At 33.8% G+C, this 14735-nt stretch carries 15 protein-coding genes and 1 other annotated feature; all 15 genes read left to right on the forward strand.

Annotation, left to right across the window (positions count from 1 at the left end; all coding sequences use genetic code 11):
• The first annotated feature begins 16 nt into the window (after positions 1 to 16).
• On the forward strand, positions 17 to 1318 hold the full coding sequence (locus tag MHI39_RS08815) for a folylpolyglutamate synthase/dihydrofolate synthase family protein (protein WP_180211680.1): 1302 nt from the start codon (positions 17 to 19) through the stop codon (positions 1316 to 1318).
• A gap of 86 nt (positions 1319 to 1404) precedes the next feature.
• Entirely contained in the window at positions 1405 to 3111 is a 1707-nt protein-coding gene (locus MHI39_RS08820) for a sensor domain-containing diguanylate cyclase (protein ID WP_078109886.1), read from the forward strand.
• Positions 3112 to 3212: 101 nt separating this feature from the next.
• Positions 3213 to 3968: an A24 family peptidase gene (locus MHI39_RS08825; protein WP_058002031.1), complete on the forward strand. Its 756-nt coding sequence runs from the start codon at positions 3213 to 3215 to the stop codon at positions 3966 to 3968.
• A gap of 131 nt (positions 3969 to 4099) precedes the next feature.
• Positions 4100 to 5098, forward strand: coding sequence for a hypothetical protein (locus MHI39_RS08830; protein WP_071976995.1), 999 nt, complete (start codon positions 4100 to 4102; stop codon positions 5096 to 5098).
• A 180-nt stretch (positions 5099 to 5278) separates the two neighbouring features.
• Entirely contained in the window at positions 5279 to 5851 is a 573-nt protein-coding gene (locus MHI39_RS08835) for a Maf family protein (RefSeq protein ID WP_342541117.1), read from the forward strand.
• Positions 5852 to 5899: 48 nt separating this feature from the next.
• Positions 5900 to 6583 (forward strand): DNA repair protein RadC, encoded by a 684-nt coding sequence (radC, locus tag MHI39_RS08840; RefSeq protein WP_276514094.1) that lies wholly within the window; start codon positions 5900 to 5902, stop codon positions 6581 to 6583.
• Positions 6584 to 6909: 326 nt separating this feature from the next.
• Positions 6910 to 7929 carry a rod shape-determining protein gene (locus MHI39_RS08845; protein ID WP_058002035.1) on the forward strand — a complete coding sequence of 340 codons (1020 nt, stop codon included), beginning with the start codon at positions 6910 to 6912 and terminating at the stop codon, positions 7927 to 7929.
• A gap of 77 nt (positions 7930 to 8006) precedes the next feature.
• Positions 8007 to 8858: a rod shape-determining protein MreC gene (gene mreC, locus MHI39_RS08850; protein WP_342541119.1), complete on the forward strand. Its 852-nt coding sequence runs from the start codon at positions 8007 to 8009 to the stop codon at positions 8856 to 8858.
• Positions 8858 to 9376 carry a rod shape-determining protein MreD gene (mreD, locus tag MHI39_RS08855; RefSeq protein ID WP_058002036.1) on the forward strand — a complete coding sequence of 173 codons (519 nt, stop codon included), beginning with the start codon at positions 8858 to 8860 and terminating at the stop codon, positions 9374 to 9376. Before mreC ends, mreD begins: the two co-directional genes overlap by 1 nt.
• 80 nt (positions 9377 to 9456) lie before the next feature.
• Positions 9457 to 10137, forward strand: a complete 681-nt coding sequence (gene minC, locus MHI39_RS08860) for a septum site-determining protein MinC (protein ID WP_058002037.1) — start codon at positions 9457 to 9459, stop codon at positions 10135 to 10137.
• A gap of 2 nt (positions 10138 to 10139) precedes the next feature.
• A complete protein-coding gene (minD, locus tag MHI39_RS08865; RefSeq protein ID WP_058002038.1) occupies positions 10140 to 10946 on the forward strand; it encodes a septum site-determining protein MinD in 807 nt (268 codons plus the stop codon).
• Positions 10947 to 11083: 137 nt separating this feature from the next.
• Complete coding sequence (locus MHI39_RS08870) at positions 11084 to 11854, forward strand: M23 family metallopeptidase (RefSeq protein ID WP_342541120.1); 771 nt, start codon at positions 11084 to 11086, stop codon at positions 11852 to 11854.
• Positions 11847 to 12713 (forward strand): M50 family metallopeptidase, encoded by an 867-nt coding sequence (locus MHI39_RS08875; protein WP_251337417.1) that lies wholly within the window; start codon positions 11847 to 11849, stop codon positions 12711 to 12713. Before MHI39_RS08870 ends, MHI39_RS08875 begins: the two co-directional genes overlap by 8 nt.
• Positions 12714 to 12800: 87 nt before the next feature.
• On the forward strand, positions 12801 to 14267 hold the full coding sequence (locus MHI39_RS08880) for an Rne/Rng family ribonuclease (protein WP_342541121.1): 1467 nt from the start codon (positions 12801 to 12803) through the stop codon (positions 14265 to 14267).
• 53 nt (positions 14268 to 14320) lie between these two features.
• Positions 14321 to 14401 (forward strand) — a sequence feature (ribosomal protein L21 leader region).
• 13 nt (positions 14402 to 14414) lie between these two features.
• Positions 14415 to 14723, forward strand: coding sequence for a 50S ribosomal protein L21 (gene rplU / locus MHI39_RS08885; RefSeq protein ID WP_058002042.1), 309 nt, complete (start codon positions 14415 to 14417; stop codon positions 14721 to 14723).
• The last annotated feature ends 12 nt before the right edge of the window (positions 14724 to 14735 follow it).

The raw sequence follows: 14735 nt of genomic DNA on the forward strand, positions 1-14735 counted from the left end.
AAAAGAGGGAATCGTAATGAAAACGTATGATGAAGCCATTCATTGGATTAATTCAAGATTAAGATTTGGTATTAAACCTGGTTTAGAACGAATGCAATGGATGATGGAAAAATTAGGATCTCCTGAAAAAAAATTAAAGGTCATCCATATTGGAGGAACAAACGGAAAAGGCTCGACGGTTACTTATCTTCGTTCGATCTTAAATGAAGCAGGCTATAAGGTAGGAACATTTACTTCACCTTACATTGAAACGTTTAACGAGCGTATAAGTGTAAATGGTGCCCCAATAAAGGATGAAGAGATTATTCAGCTAGTGAACGTCATCAAACCTTTAGTCGAAGAGATTGAAACAACAGAACTAGGAACAATGACAGAATTTGAAGTGATTACCGTGATGGCTATATATTACTTTGCTAATATGAATCCAATGGATATTAACATCTTTGAAGTAGGACTTGGTGGTAGATTAGACTCAACCAATATACTAGTTCCAATCATGAGTATTATTACAAATATTGGAATGGATCATATGAATATTCTTGGTAATACCGTTGAGGAAATTGCTACTGAAAAAGCAGGAATCATAAAAAAAGATACACCAATTATAACTGGGGCGAAGCAGGAAGAGGCTTTAAATGTCTTTATTGAAAAGTCAAAACTGTTAGGAGCCAAGCTCTTGGTAGGTGGGAAAGATTTCGCGATAGATGAAGTGAAAACATTGAAAAAAGGTGAACAATTTTCCTACCATTCAGCTGTATCATTTTATAAAAATATCGAAATTTCAATGCTTGGATATCACCAGGTTGAAAACGCGTCATTAGCAATCACTGCAGCTGATTTTTTGAAAATACCTGAACATGTAATAAGAGAAGGGTTAAAAAAAGCGTTTTGGCCGGGAAGAATGGAGATGGTCAGTGAAAAGCCTGTGGTAATCCTGGATGGCGCTCATAATCCAGAAGGAGTATTATCACTTGTCCAGACCATAGAGGAACATTTCCCGAATAAAAGAAGACATATCGTCTTTGCGGCCCTACGTGATAAAGAGTTAAAGCCTATGTTAAAAACATTAGCAAGTATTGAATCGAAAATATATTTTACCCAATTCGACTCACCGAGAATAACAGAAGCGGAGGAATTTTTGTCAATATATCCTATTCCTAATGCTAAGGTAAATAGTAATTGGCGCGAATTAATTGAAAATGTCTATATGACTTTAACGCGTGATGAGGTATTAATCATTTCAGGTTCATTATACTTTATTAGTGAAGTGAAACCCTACTTAAGAACAATCATTAAAGAAAATAACTACAAGGATTAATGAGAAAATATAATGACAATTTAACTATAATTTGGTAGAATATTTTATAAAATTGAGACTTATTAACTAGTTCAGGAGGGGCAAGAATGAGTAATCAAGCTATTAAACCAACTAAGCTTCTAATCATCTCATGGTTGCTAATTTTACCTGCTGGTATATATATAGCTTACCGTTTTTTCCCCTCTGTACCCATGAACCCACTTTTAATTTTAGTCTTTTTAGTTTTAGTAGGCGTAGTTGCCTATTTCCCCATCATTATTAATGATACTCCTATATTTTTAGTACAATGGGTAACGTTAGTAGCCTTTCTTTTACATGGTTTAATATATGAGATTATTTTTATGCAATTTTCCATCCTTATGCTGATGTTTTCATTAAAGATAGGAAAAGATGATAGTTATCGTTATTTTATTAATTCAATCATGTTTTTTGTTATTTCACTTTTTAGTGGAGCTGTATTTTATGCACTTGGAGGCAAAGTTGGGTATTTTTCCATTCAAGAATTAATTATTCCATTATTTGTATATCAAATTGTTCTTTTTATCTTAAATCAAATCCTTTTATACTGGTCGAAAATAATGTTAAAAAAGAAAGCAAAATTATTTGCTAAAGATATGATTTGGGATTTCTGTACATTAGTTATGATTCTTCCCCTTGGTCTTGCATTATATTATTTATTTGAAGAGATTAGCTATGTTGCATTTCTTTTAATTGGGATCCCCTTCCTTAGTTTTGGTTATGTGTTAAGAATGTATAATTCATCAGAAAGAATTAATGATTATCTACAGCGCGCCGCAGAAATAGGACATCAATTGACAGAGAGATTGCAGGTTAATGAAGTACTAGATGTATTTATTCAAAAAATATCGCAAATGTTACCGGTAGATTATGCCTATATTTTAGACGTAAAAAACGATAAACTTGTTCTTCTTAGAGGAGTAGAAAAAGGAGAGCAACAATTAAATAGTATTCCACCAATTGAAAAGAATGAAGGGATTAGTGGAATGGTATGGGGAACAAGAAAAGCCGTTTTCTACCATGAAAAATCTGAATGGGAGAAGGATGCAAAAGGATATATGCCTAAAGGTGCTGAAAGTATTATTTGTGTTCCTATTTTTAGAGAAAAAAAAGTAGAGGGTATATTATTTTTAGCGTCTACACGAAAGAAACAATATGAAAAATATCAAACGTCAATGTTAGATATTTTATGTTCTTATTTTGGCGTGGCGATATCAAATGCTAGACATTATGAAAAAACAAAAAATATAAGTGAACATTGTTCATTAACAAAATTATATAATTATCGATATTTTGATGATCTTCTTACGCGTGAATTTGAATTACTGAAAAAAGGTGACCGAAAAGAATTATCTATCATCATGTTAGATATAGATTATTTTAAGAAGATTAATGATACATATGGCCATCAAAGCGGAAATGAGATCCTTGTTCAAATGGCAAAAAGAATTCGTAGTTTAATAGGAAATAGAGGAACTGTAGCTAGGTATGGAGGAGAAGAATTTGTTATTCTTCTACCAGATACAAATAAGAAATCAGCATTACGGTTAGCGGAAATCGTTCGTTTAACTATTGCTAATCGCCCATTTAGTACACAAAATTTTTTAGACTTTGATGAAAAATATGAAAGTGTGGATATAACTGTCAGTATTGGAGTAGCTTCAGCACCAAATGATGCAGATGATGCCCTTGCCCTAATTCGCCATGCAGATCGAGCCTTATATATTGGAGCCAAGCGTGAGGGGAAAAATCGTGTAGCGGAATACGTGAAGTAATAATAAGATTTAGAAATATTTGTTTTTGTAGATATTTTATCCAATCAAACAATATAATAGACTTAGATAAACTATTATAACTTAAGGAGTATTTTACTCATATGGATAGTTTGATGATCGTATATTTTTTCATATTAGGTCTTGTATTTGGATCATTTTTTAATGTGATTGGATTAAGAGTCCCAGTTAATCAATCAATATTTTTTCCGAGATCACATTGTCCGAGTTGTAAACATCAATTACGCTGGTTCGAATTAATTCCTTTACTATCATTCCTCTTATTAAATGGAAAGTGTAAGCAGTGTAAATCCAAATTGTCAGTATTGTATCCTATAACGGAAATATTGACTGGAGCCTTATTTGCTTATTCTTATATGAAAATTGGATGGGATATTGATTTACTATTTGTTCTACTATTTATATCATTAATGATCATTATTACGGTAACAGATATTATTTATATGCTTATACCTGATAGAATATTGTTATTTTTCTGCAGTGTATTTATCTTCTTAAGAATATTTTATCCCACAAACCCATGGTGGGATTTCATTGTAGGTGCAATAATTGGTTTTTCTTTATTATTGTTCATTGCTATTATTAGCAAGGGTGCAATGGGTGGGGGAGATGTTAAACTTTTTTTTGTTATCGGATTAATACTGGGTACAAAGCTATCTTTGTTGACATTTATTTTAGCCACGATCCTCGGTGCCATCTACGGGATTTTTATCATTATTGTTGGAAAATATAAAAAAAGAAAACCGATTCCATTTGGCCCCTTTATTAGCTTAGCATCGATTATTTCTCTTTTTTACGGAAATGTAATTATTTCTTGGTATTTTGGTGTACTACTTTGAATGTATTGTGTAATCATCTCCTATTAAAAAATTTGACGAAATCCTTCACAGGCAAGACGACAAAAGTCTTGTTCTTTTTTTTTATCCATGTGGTAGCATATAACAAATATGCGCACGGAAGGGAGACAAAAATGGACAAGCAGAATCAAAATCCTAGGATCAAAATTAAAATAAATGGAGAAGAACGTCCATTTAAAGAGGAAATGGAAATCCATGATTGGAAAGTAGCGAAGAAGGAAACAGCTGCTGGTGCGGAAAACGCTTCAGAAGAGGATTCGTTTGATTGGGTGCTTCCTGAAATAGATGAAAACGAAGTCAATGAGTTTAAAAAAATCCATTATCCAAACATTCATTCCAAATCTAGTTTTAAAAATAAATTCAAAAGAAAATCAGGGAATCAACACCTATCAGCACTTTTGATTTCAGTAATCACTGCAGTAACTATTGGTGTCATTATTGGGATATTTATGTTGAAAATAGTTATTTATCAAACGAATTCATCAGGACAAGCAAATGTTTCTAAACAGACTGATACCAATCAAGCGCCATCTAATAATGGAATATCTTCGACGGTTCAAATTCCAACCCTAACATCTTCTTTTGTCCAAGGTGGTGTTTTTAAAGACCCTGAACCTATAGTAAATACGATTAAAAGTAAGGGGCTACCAGCGATTGTGCTTCCTATGAATAATCAGAATTATATTTATATAAGTGTTTCAGGTAATTTAGATACTGCTAAAGAATTAGCCTCTATATTAAAAGATAAAGGGGTTGAAGTTTATGCAAAGGAGCTAAGTATTGAAGGGAAAAAAATATCTATAACTACAAAAGATGAAGCAAAGCTTATTACTGAAGCGATTTCGCTTTTCCCGACATTAGCAGAAGAAATTTCAAAATCCTTTATTACTGGGCAAACGAACAGTGAAAAAATTGCATCACTTCAAGAAAAAATAAACAAAATAAATAGCATAAAGGACGTCAAAAGTAAGGATATTGATTTATTGAGGAAACTGGAAGTAACTAGTCTAAAGTCACTGATTAGCTTCAAAGATCTACAAAATAAGGAAGAATTAATGGATGCGCAAATGTCCTTATTAACCTTTGTTGAAAAAATAAATCAATTAAAATAGATTATTTTATATACTTTCCCTATTGAAGGTCGGAAATTCTAATTCAATAGGGATTAGTTTTGTAGAAGAAAAATTTCTTTTTTATGCCAAATTTCGATTATTTTCATTGTGAATGGTTATGTTATTTGATAGGATAATATTGTATCTCTCAACTTCTACTAAGAAAGTTTAGGTGAACACATGTCTAATTTAATATTAGCTTCAACATCTCCTCGCAGAAAAGAACTTCTAGCAAAGTTACAAACCCCATTTACGGTCGTAACCAGTCATGTGAATGAAGAATTTGAAAAAAATTACTCCCCAGAGCAAGTTGTTTTAGAGTTAGCGACAAGAAAGGCTAAAGCTGTATCAAGAGAGTATCCAAATTCCATTGTTATCGGAGCAGACACGATTGTTGTACATGCTCAGCAAATTCTTGGGAAACCAAAGGATAAAGATCATGCAAGAAGCATTCTTGAAGGACTTTCAGGTAAAACACATTCGGTTCTAACTGGTGTTGCGATTATTCATGCGGAAAGCATTCAAACGTTTTACGAAAAAACAGATGTGACATTTTGGGAGCTGTCATCAAGGGAAATTGAAAATTATTTAAACAGTGGTGAACCATTCGACAAAGCTGGTGCGTACGGTATTCAAGGTTTAGGATCTTTATTCGTCAAATCCATACATGGTGATTTTTACAATGTTGTTGGTTTACCGATCTCACGATTAAAAAAAGTACTTGAGGAATGGAACCTATTATCCTCATTTTGATGTACGGCCTCTTAAAATGCGCATCTCGCCTAGGAGGTTACACTGAAAGTGGAAAAAATAATGATTCGCGATTACCCTGCTGGTGAGCGTCCACGTGAAAGGCTTGTTAAACATGGAGCAAGGAGCCTTTCTAATCAAGAATTACTGGCCATTCTACTTAGAACAGGGACAAAGGATGAGTCAGTAATTCAAATGGCTAATCGCGTGTTGCAAGCCTTTGATGGATTAAGATTGTTAAAGGAAGCCTCATTAGAAGAAATAATGAAAATTAAAGGGATTGGGTTTGCGAAAGCCGTTCAAATTTTAGCTACTATTGAAATCGGTCGCAGAATAGGGAATCTTACCTATAATGACCGTTACATTATTCGAAGTCCAGAAGATGCTGCAAATTACGTTATGAATGATATGCGGTTTCTATCACAGGAACATTTCGTTTGTATATATTTAAGTACAAAAAATCAAGTGATCCATCAACAAACCATTTTTATCGGAAGCTTGAATGCCTCAATCGTCCACCCAAGGGAGGTATTTAAGGAAGCCTTCCGAAGATCCGCTGCATCCATTATCTGTATCCATAATCATCCATCGGGAGATCCAGGTCCTTCACGTGAAGATATTGAAGTAACCAAAAGATTAGTAGAGTGTGGTAAAATAATAGGGATTGAAATTTTAGACCATTTAATTATAGGGGACAAAAAATTCGTAAGTCTGAAAGAAAAAGGATATTTATAGTACTATTAATTTTGCTCTTGTTACGATATAATAATGTTTATGATTTTTGCAGAAACTTGTTTCTTCGCTAAAAAAAGACAATATTTTCACATGAACTACACAATATAAGATAGAGAAACATTGTTTTTGATATGGAGTAGTTCGTATTTTAGGATTAGAAGAAATAATGGTTTAGTTTGCTCCAATCATTCATATTCAGAATAAGTGGCTATAATTGAACAATTTTTGTTCATATAGCTTAAAAAAGAAAAGAAATTTGTATTTAAATGTTATAAGGCATGGATAAGCCTTAGGAAACATTTCAGAGTAGAAAGGGAGATACATCAATGTTTGGTAGTAGAGATCTTGGGATTGATCTAGGAACAGCGAATACACTCGTTTTTATAAAAGGAAAAGGAATCGTTGTACGGGAGCCTTCTGTTGTGGCCATACATACAGATACGAAACAAATCGTTGCCGTTGGTAATGATGCAAAAAATATGATTGGCCGTACTCCAGGTAATATTGTGGCAACTAGACCAATGAAGGATGGAGTTATTGCTGATTATGAAACAACAGCAACCATGATGAAATATTATATAAAGCAAGCAACGAAAAATAAAGGCGGAGGATTTTCTAGAAAACCATATGTGATGGTATGTGTACCATCTGGTATTACGTCTGTTGAAGAAAGAGCTGTTATTGATGCAACAAGACAAGCTGGCGCACGTGATGCATTTCCAATTGAAGAGCCTTTTGCAGCTGCGATTGGTGCCAACCTGCCGGTATGGGAACCTACTGGGAGTATGGTCGTTGATATTGGTGGCGGTACAACTGAAGTAGCTATTATCTCATTAGGTGGAATTGTAACGAGTCAATCTATCCGTGTAGCTGGTGATGAAATTGATGAATCCATTATTAGCTATATTCGAAAAACTTATAATCTTTTAATTGGTGACCGTACCGCTGAAGCGATTAAAATGGAAATAGGTTCAGCTGGAGAACCTGAAGGCATTGAACCAATGGAGATTCGCGGACGTGATTTATTAACAGGATTACCAAAAACCATTGAAATCACCGCTGAAGAGATTTCTATGGCTTTACATGATACTGTTCATGCTATTATTGATGCTGTGAAAGGCACATTGGAACAAACACCTCCTGAGCTTGCTGCGGATATTATGGACCGTGGAATCGTCTTAACCGGCGGAGGAGCCTTGCTACGTAACTTAGATAAAGTAATTAGTAAGGAAACAAGTATGCCAGTCTTAATTGCCGAAAATCCATTGGATTGTGTAGCAATTGGAACAGGTAACGCGCTTGAACATATTGATTTGTTTAAAAATAGAGTAAAAGATAGTAAATAAGGGGAAGGGGCATCATGCCCCTATCCTTCTTGTTTTTACTATACATAAATGGATTTTTTCTTAATGGGGTGGATAGTATGCCACAATTCTTTTTAAATAAACGTTTGATAATTTTGCTAATTAGTATTATTTTACTAGTAGCATTAATTGGTTATTCTTTACGTGATCATAAAAATGTATCGAAACCAGAACAATTTGTTAGAGATATAGTAGGTTTTGGACAATCAGCCATAGCTATACCTGCAAATGGAGTAGCTGATTTTTTCGGAAGTATTAAAGATATCCAAAATACATATACCGAAAATAAAAAATTGAAGGCTCGTTTAAAAGAACTGCCGAAATTATCTGCTGAAGTGGCAGATTTAAAACAGCAAAATGATGAATTGAAAAAAATCTTAGATAAAGAAGATTTAAGGGAATATTCATCGATACAAGCGACAATTATTTCGAGATCACCCGAACAATGGTATGAATATATCAATATAAATAAAGGCGAAGTCAATGGTGTTAAAAAAAATATGGCAGTAATAACATCAGAGGGACTTTTAGGAAAAGTAGTTGATACTTCAAAGTTCGATTCAAAAGTAGAGCTTTTGAGTTCAACAAATCCTAAAAATCGTATATCGGCTGTTATTAAAAGTGAAAAACCTGAATATGGCCTAATTGAAGGATATGATGAGGAAAACAAAGTGTTATTACTTAAAACGATTCCCTATGATGTGAAAGTAAAAAAAGGTGATGTCGTAGAAACCTCTGGTTTAGGAGGGATTTTTCCAAAGGATATTCTTATTGGTACGGTTGAAAAATTAGTGCCGGATGAAAATGGACTAACCCAAACCGCTTATGTAAAACCATATGCAAACTTTTACAGTATCGAACATGTGCAAATAATTGATCGCAAAGTGAAGCAGCATGGGGAGGGAGAATGATGAAACGCATTATTCTTCCTCTTATTTTAAGCATTTGTTTTATTAGTGAGAGTTTGTTTGTTCAATTTGTTCCAAGAGATCCCTTTGGAAGCAGAATGATTATTGTGCCACATTTTCTCTTAGTAGTACTATTGTTAATGGGTATTTACTATGTCAGAAATCGTGCCATTGTATTTGCGTTTATTTTCGGATTAATATTTGATGTATTTCATACAGGAATTCTGGGAGTTTATCTATTCTTGTTTCCATTATCTATCTATATTGCTTCCAAGATGATGAAGATACTCCAAACGAATATATTTATTGCTGGGCTTGTGACTATATTAAATGTTGCTATCGTTGAATTTCTAGTATACGAGCTAAATATTTTAATTGAACATGTATCAATGTCAATGATGACTTTTTTGAATATTAGACTTTTGCCAACATTAGTGGTTAATTTGATATTCTTTGTTATTTTTTCTTACCCATTAAAAAAATTAATGGAACGGAGAAAGAAGCAAGTGATAGCTGAATAATTTTATGAATCACAAATTAGAATAGAGGAAAATCACTTAGTATTGTCGAATATTATAGCCACTGAGGTGAGCAATTTGCGATGAGAAAAAGACAGAATGTGATGATTAAGGGTACAAAAGAAGGACTAATTCTACATTTGAACGACCAATGCTCCTACCTTGAATTGAAAGAAGAGTTAGAAGAAAAGCTTGTTGTTCATCATATAGAGAATGAAGAAAGTCCTCTAATCACTGTTAGAATACAAGTAGGAAATAGATATATATCTCCGGATCAAGAGGAAGAGTTAAAAGAATTAGTGCGTAATAAACGAAATTTAGTTGTTGAAGAAGTTCAGAGTAATGTAATAACGAAGGAATCTGCCGAAAAAATGCAAAAAGAGAATGAAATCTATTCGGTAACAACCATTGTTCGCTCTGGACAAGTATTAGAGGTACCAGGTGATTTATTACTGGTAGGAGATGTGAATCCTGGCGGAACCGCAATTGCTGGTGGTAATATCTTTATTATGGGGGCTCTTAAGGGTGTTGCACATGCAGGATTTAATGGTAATAAAGATGCTGTTGTTGCAGCATCATTAATGATGCCATCACAAATAAGAATCTCTGATTGCATTAATCGGGCCCCTGATCAGTATGGTAAAGAAGAACAGCATGGAATGGAATGTGCATACATAGACGACACTAATCATATTGTCATTGATCGTATTCAGGTATTAAAACATCTTAGACCAAATATTACTAGATTTAAAGGGGGATACTAATCATGGGTGAGGCAATAGTTATCACTTCCGGTAAGGGTGGTGTTGGTAAGACCACTACATCTGCTAATTTAGGTACGGCACTAGCTCTCCAAGGAAAGAAGGTTTGTCTTGTTGATACAGATATTGGACTTCGGAACTTGGATGTTGTGTTGGGACTTGAAAACAGAATCATTTATGATTTAGTAGATGTTGTGGAGGGCCGTTGTAAACCCCATCAAGCATTAGTAAAGGATAAAAGATTCGAAGATAAGTTATTTCTTCTCCCTGCTGCACAAACAAGTGATAAAACAGCGGTAAATCCAGAACAAATGAAAAATCTAATCAGTGAATTGAAGCAAGAGTACGATTATATTGTTATCGATTGTCCTGCTGGTATTGAACATGGATTCAAAAATGCCGTAGCTGGAGCAGATAAAGCAATCGTTGTAACAACACCAGAGAAGTCTGCTGTACGTGATGCAGATCGGATAATTGGTTTGCTAGAAAAAGAGAAACATATTGAAGCGCCAAGATTAGTCATTAACAGAATACGAAATCATTTAATGACCAATGGTGATATGCTTGATATTGATGAAATTACTACGCATCTTTCTATAGATTTAATAGGAATTGTACTAGATGATGAAGAAGTAATTAAATCCTCTAATCAAGGGGAACCGATTGTAATGAATCCAAATAGTAAAGCTTCAATTGCTTATCGAAATATTGCGAGAAGAATACTAGGTGAATCAGTTCCGTTGCAGCAATTGGAAGACCCTAAAACAGGTGTATTTGCAAAAATAAAAAAATTATTTGGTGTGAAAGCCTAATCAAACCCTCCTAATGGAGGGCTTTTTTAATATGATTTTGAAAAATATTGTTTTGGTGTAATTCACTAAAGCTTGTCATATCCGTCTTCTTTCATTCATATAATTGTACAAACTGTTTAAGGGAGAATGGTGATAGGATGGGAAATCGATCGGACGAAATTCGGAAACAAATCGAGAAAAGGAGGAAAACGAAAACATATCCAAAAAGAAGAAAAGTAGGTACCGTGAGTTCTCCTTCTATTGATTGGGAAGAAAATGAGGAATACTCAATTTTTGAAGCGGATCCACCAAGTAAAATACACCCACTTTGGAATAAGGAAATCTTTCTTTTTAAAATTTTAATGTCTGCCATTCTAGTTTTGGTAATTGCTATCATTTTTAAAACGTCTTCTCCAAAGCTTGATTCTGTTAAAGGTTTTGTCGAAAACACAATGAAAACAGAATTTCAATTTGCAGCTGTATCTGCATGGTATGAAAAACAGTTTGGTAAGCCACTAGCTATCCTACCAACCAAGGAGAAAAAAAACGAGAGCTTAGATCTCGCTCAGGATCAATATGTGATGGATGCTTCGGCAAGAGTGCTTACAAATTTCTCTACTGACGGACGTGGAGTTTTGATTGAAACAAAATACGATGAAGCAGTAGAGGCGATGAGTGGAGGTCGGGTTGTTTTTGCTGGAAAAAAAAATGATCTAGGTAATACCGTTATTATCCAGCATTCAGATATGACAGAATCATGGTATGGAAATTTAGAAACCATTGATGTTAGTCAATATGAGGAGGTAAAGACAGGAAAGAAAGTTGGTACAGTATCAAATAAGGAGAATGGACGGTCTGGAGAATTTTATTTTGCAATTAAGCAGGGAAAAAAATTTATTGATCCTATTCAGGTGATAAAATTTGAATAATTTCATGGGGCTGCTCCGTAAAATCCATATTCATCCTTTATTTTGGATTGTTGTCGGTATTGCAGTCATAACTGCCAACTTTCAAGAATTACTAGTACTTTTTACGATTATATTTATTCATGAAATGGGACATAGTGTTATGGCCTATATTTTTTCATGGAGAATAAAGAGGATTTCAATTCTTCCATTTGGGGGAGTAGCTGAAATGGATGAACATGGGAATCGCCCTCTCAAGGAAGAGCTCTTTGTCATCATTGCAGGTCCCCTTCAGCATTTATGGATGGGCTTGATGATGTTACTACTAGAAAAAATGGGATTTGTATCAACCCATCTTTTTACTATCTTTATGGAATATAATATAATGATTCTTATTTTTAATTTATTGCCTATATGGCCACTTGATGGTGGTAAGCTTTTACACATCATTTTTTCTATGAATAAGCCCTTTCTTCAATCTATTCGGATCACTTTGTCGAGTTCAGTGATCTTTTTAATTGCTTTCCATTTAATTGCTATTCTTTATCATCCATTTAATTTAAATATATGGATTGTCGTGATTTATTTATATTTATCATTATGGGCAGAATGGAAGCAGATGAACTTTGTATTTATGAGATTTTTATTAGAGCGTTATTATGGAAAAAGAATAAGTTTTGAACGTTTACGTCCATTAAAGGTAAGTGGTGAGGACTTTTTATTTGATGTGCTCGGAAAGTTCCAACGTGGAAAAAAGCATCCACTTTTAATTGTAAAAAATGGTGAAGAAATTGGTCATCTAGATGAAAATGAGCTGTTGCATGCCTATTTTGCAGAAAAACAAACAGATGCAAAAGTAAAGGATCTCTTGTATAGTTATTGACGAGTAGTAATTTTGAGGAGCTGTCTAAAAGTGTAGAAACACTTATGGATTAGCTCTTTTAGCACTGATTATGGATAGGTGAATTTTATGAATGAAATCTTTATCGATGAGAAAATATCAGAAAAAAGATTTGCAACGAAGGAAACGGATCAAGTTTCAAGACTATTTATTGAACAACCCCATGTTGAAACGAAAGTGGGGAATATTTATTTTGGCAAAGTAGTAGATGTAAAAAATGGAATGAATGCCTGTTTTATAGATATCGGCAGTGAAAAACATGGATACCTACATCGTGACCAATTGCCATTTTACTTACACAATGATGATCCAAATAAGAAATTTCACCCGATTTCAAAATTTATCAGTAAAGGTGAAAGTATTCTTGTTCAAGTAAAAAAAGATGAAACAAATATAAAAGGCCCCTTATTAACAGCATTGATTGAAATCAATGGTGATAAATTAATATATTTACCTGAGGGGGAGTATATTGCTGTATCAAAAAAAGGGAATATTCAGGATCGTGAAAAGTGGAGGACAATAGCTAATAATCATAAACAAGATCATGAAGGATTTATTATACGTACGGAAGCTTTCGATTCAACGGAAGAGGAGTGGAGGAATGAATTAGAATCTCTACGTAAACGGTATCAACATTTATTGAACGAGGTAGCGAAAGTAAAGTCTCCTGCACTTATTTATAAAACTTCATTATTTGAAAAAGAGTTATTTCAAGAATTAACTCGTTTGAAGGAAGGCAGAGTGATTTCTAATAATCAAAACAGATTGAAGGAAATAAAGCAGTATTTCCCTGAAAAATGGGAATATAAGCTCCATATTAGTGATGAAAATATTTTCTCATATTATAAGATTGAATCTGAAATAGACAGATCATTAAAGAGACTCATTTGGCTAGAAAATGGTTCATATATCGTAATCGATGAAACGGAAGCACTCATTAGTATCGATGTAAATACTGGTAAATTTTCCGGTACGAAAGGTTTCGAAGATACAGTTTTAAAGACCAATATTTTAGCTGCAAAAGAGATGGTTCGCCAAGTCCTGATAAGAGATTATGGTGGTATGATCCTAGTTGATTTTATAGATATGAAAAGTGAAAAGGATCGTCACTTAGTATTGGAAATTGTAAAAAATGAATTTAAGCAGGATTCAAAACATACTAGGGTAATAGGATTTTCTCCATTAGGAATTCTTCAATTAACAAGAAAGAAAACAAAAAAATCATTATCGGAAACTCTTTTAAATCCTTGCCCAGTTTGTGCTGGGAGAGGAAAAGTTGAAAGTAGGGAAACAATTGCTTTTCGTTTGGAGCGTGAACTATGGGAGAAACCTTTTAAAGAACATGAGGCAGTGTTTATCGAATTAACGGAAGATGTAAAAATCATTTTTTGTGGAGAAAATGATGTTCATCTTAAAAGATTAGAACAGTTATTAGGTATTCAAATCTATTTATCCATTATTCCATCTTGTCGTCCAATATATTATATTCGTCAGTTTGGAACGAAAGAAGAATTGGCAAAAAAGATGAGTAATTAAGCATTGACATAGGCCGGGTATTTTGATAAGATTTTCATGTTATGTTTGTAGCACCCGTGCTACAACCGCTCGAAACAGGTAATAAGTTTTTGCTTATTGCAAAACGCCTGGTTTTGGCGAGTCTGAGTTTATTAAGGAGGTGCAAGTATGTACGCGATTATTGAAACTGGTGGAAAACAAATCAAAGTTGAAGAAGGCCAAGCAATTACTATCGAAAAATTGAATGTTGCTGAAGGTGAAACTGTTACTTTTGACAAAGTTCTTTTCGTAGGTGGCGAAAATGTAAAAGTTGGTAGCCCTCTAGTTGAAGGTGCTTCTGTAACTGCTAAAGTTCAAAAGCAAGGTCGTTCTAAAAAATTGGTTGTTTTCAAGTATAAGCCAAAGAAAAACTATCACAAAAAACAAGGTCACCGTCAACCATTTACAAAAGTTGTGATTGAAAAAATCAATGCATAAGGGTGACTGAAC

Source organism: Heyndrickxia sp. FSL K6-6286 (genome assembly GCF_038630395.1).
In the GTDB taxonomy this organism is placed as follows: domain Bacteria; phylum Bacillota; class Bacilli; order Bacillales; family Bacillaceae_C; genus Heyndrickxia; species Heyndrickxia oleronia.

Coding starts and splice junctions, on each gene's coding strand:
- MHI39_RS08815 (WP_180211680.1), top strand. CDS start 17: ATGAAAACGTATGATGAAGCCATTCATTGGATTAATTCAAGATTAAGA.
- MHI39_RS08820 (WP_078109886.1), top strand. CDS start 1,405: ATGAGTAATCAAGCTATTAAACCAACTAAGCTTCTAATCATCTCATGG.
- MHI39_RS08825 (WP_058002031.1), top strand. CDS start 3,213: ATGGATAGTTTGATGATCGTATATTTTTTCATATTAGGTCTTGTATTT.
- MHI39_RS08830 (WP_071976995.1), top strand. CDS start 4,100: ATGGACAAGCAGAATCAAAATCCTAGGATCAAAATTAAAATAAATGGA.
- MHI39_RS08835 (WP_342541117.1), top strand. CDS start 5,279: ATGTCTAATTTAATATTAGCTTCAACATCTCCTCGCAGAAAAGAACTT.
- MHI39_RS08845 (WP_058002035.1), top strand. CDS start 6,910: ATGTTTGGTAGTAGAGATCTTGGGATTGATCTAGGAACAGCGAATACA.
- mreC (WP_342541119.1), top strand. CDS start 8,007: ATGCCACAATTCTTTTTAAATAAACGTTTGATAATTTTGCTAATTAGT.
- mreD (WP_058002036.1), top strand. CDS start 8,858: ATGAAACGCATTATTCTTCCTCTTATTTTAAGCATTTGTTTTATTAGT.
- minC (WP_058002037.1), top strand. CDS start 9,457: ATGAGAAAAAGACAGAATGTGATGATTAAGGGTACAAAAGAAGGACTA.
- minD (WP_058002038.1), top strand. CDS start 10,140: ATGGGTGAGGCAATAGTTATCACTTCCGGTAAGGGTGGTGTTGGTAAG.
- MHI39_RS08870 (WP_342541120.1), top strand. CDS start 11,084: ATGGGAAATCGATCGGACGAAATTCGGAAACAAATCGAGAAAAGGAGG.
- MHI39_RS08880 (WP_342541121.1), top strand. CDS start 12,801: ATGAATGAAATCTTTATCGATGAGAAAATATCAGAAAAAAGATTTGCA.
- rplU (WP_058002042.1), top strand. CDS start 14,415: ATGTACGCGATTATTGAAACTGGTGGAAAACAAATCAAAGTTGAAGAA.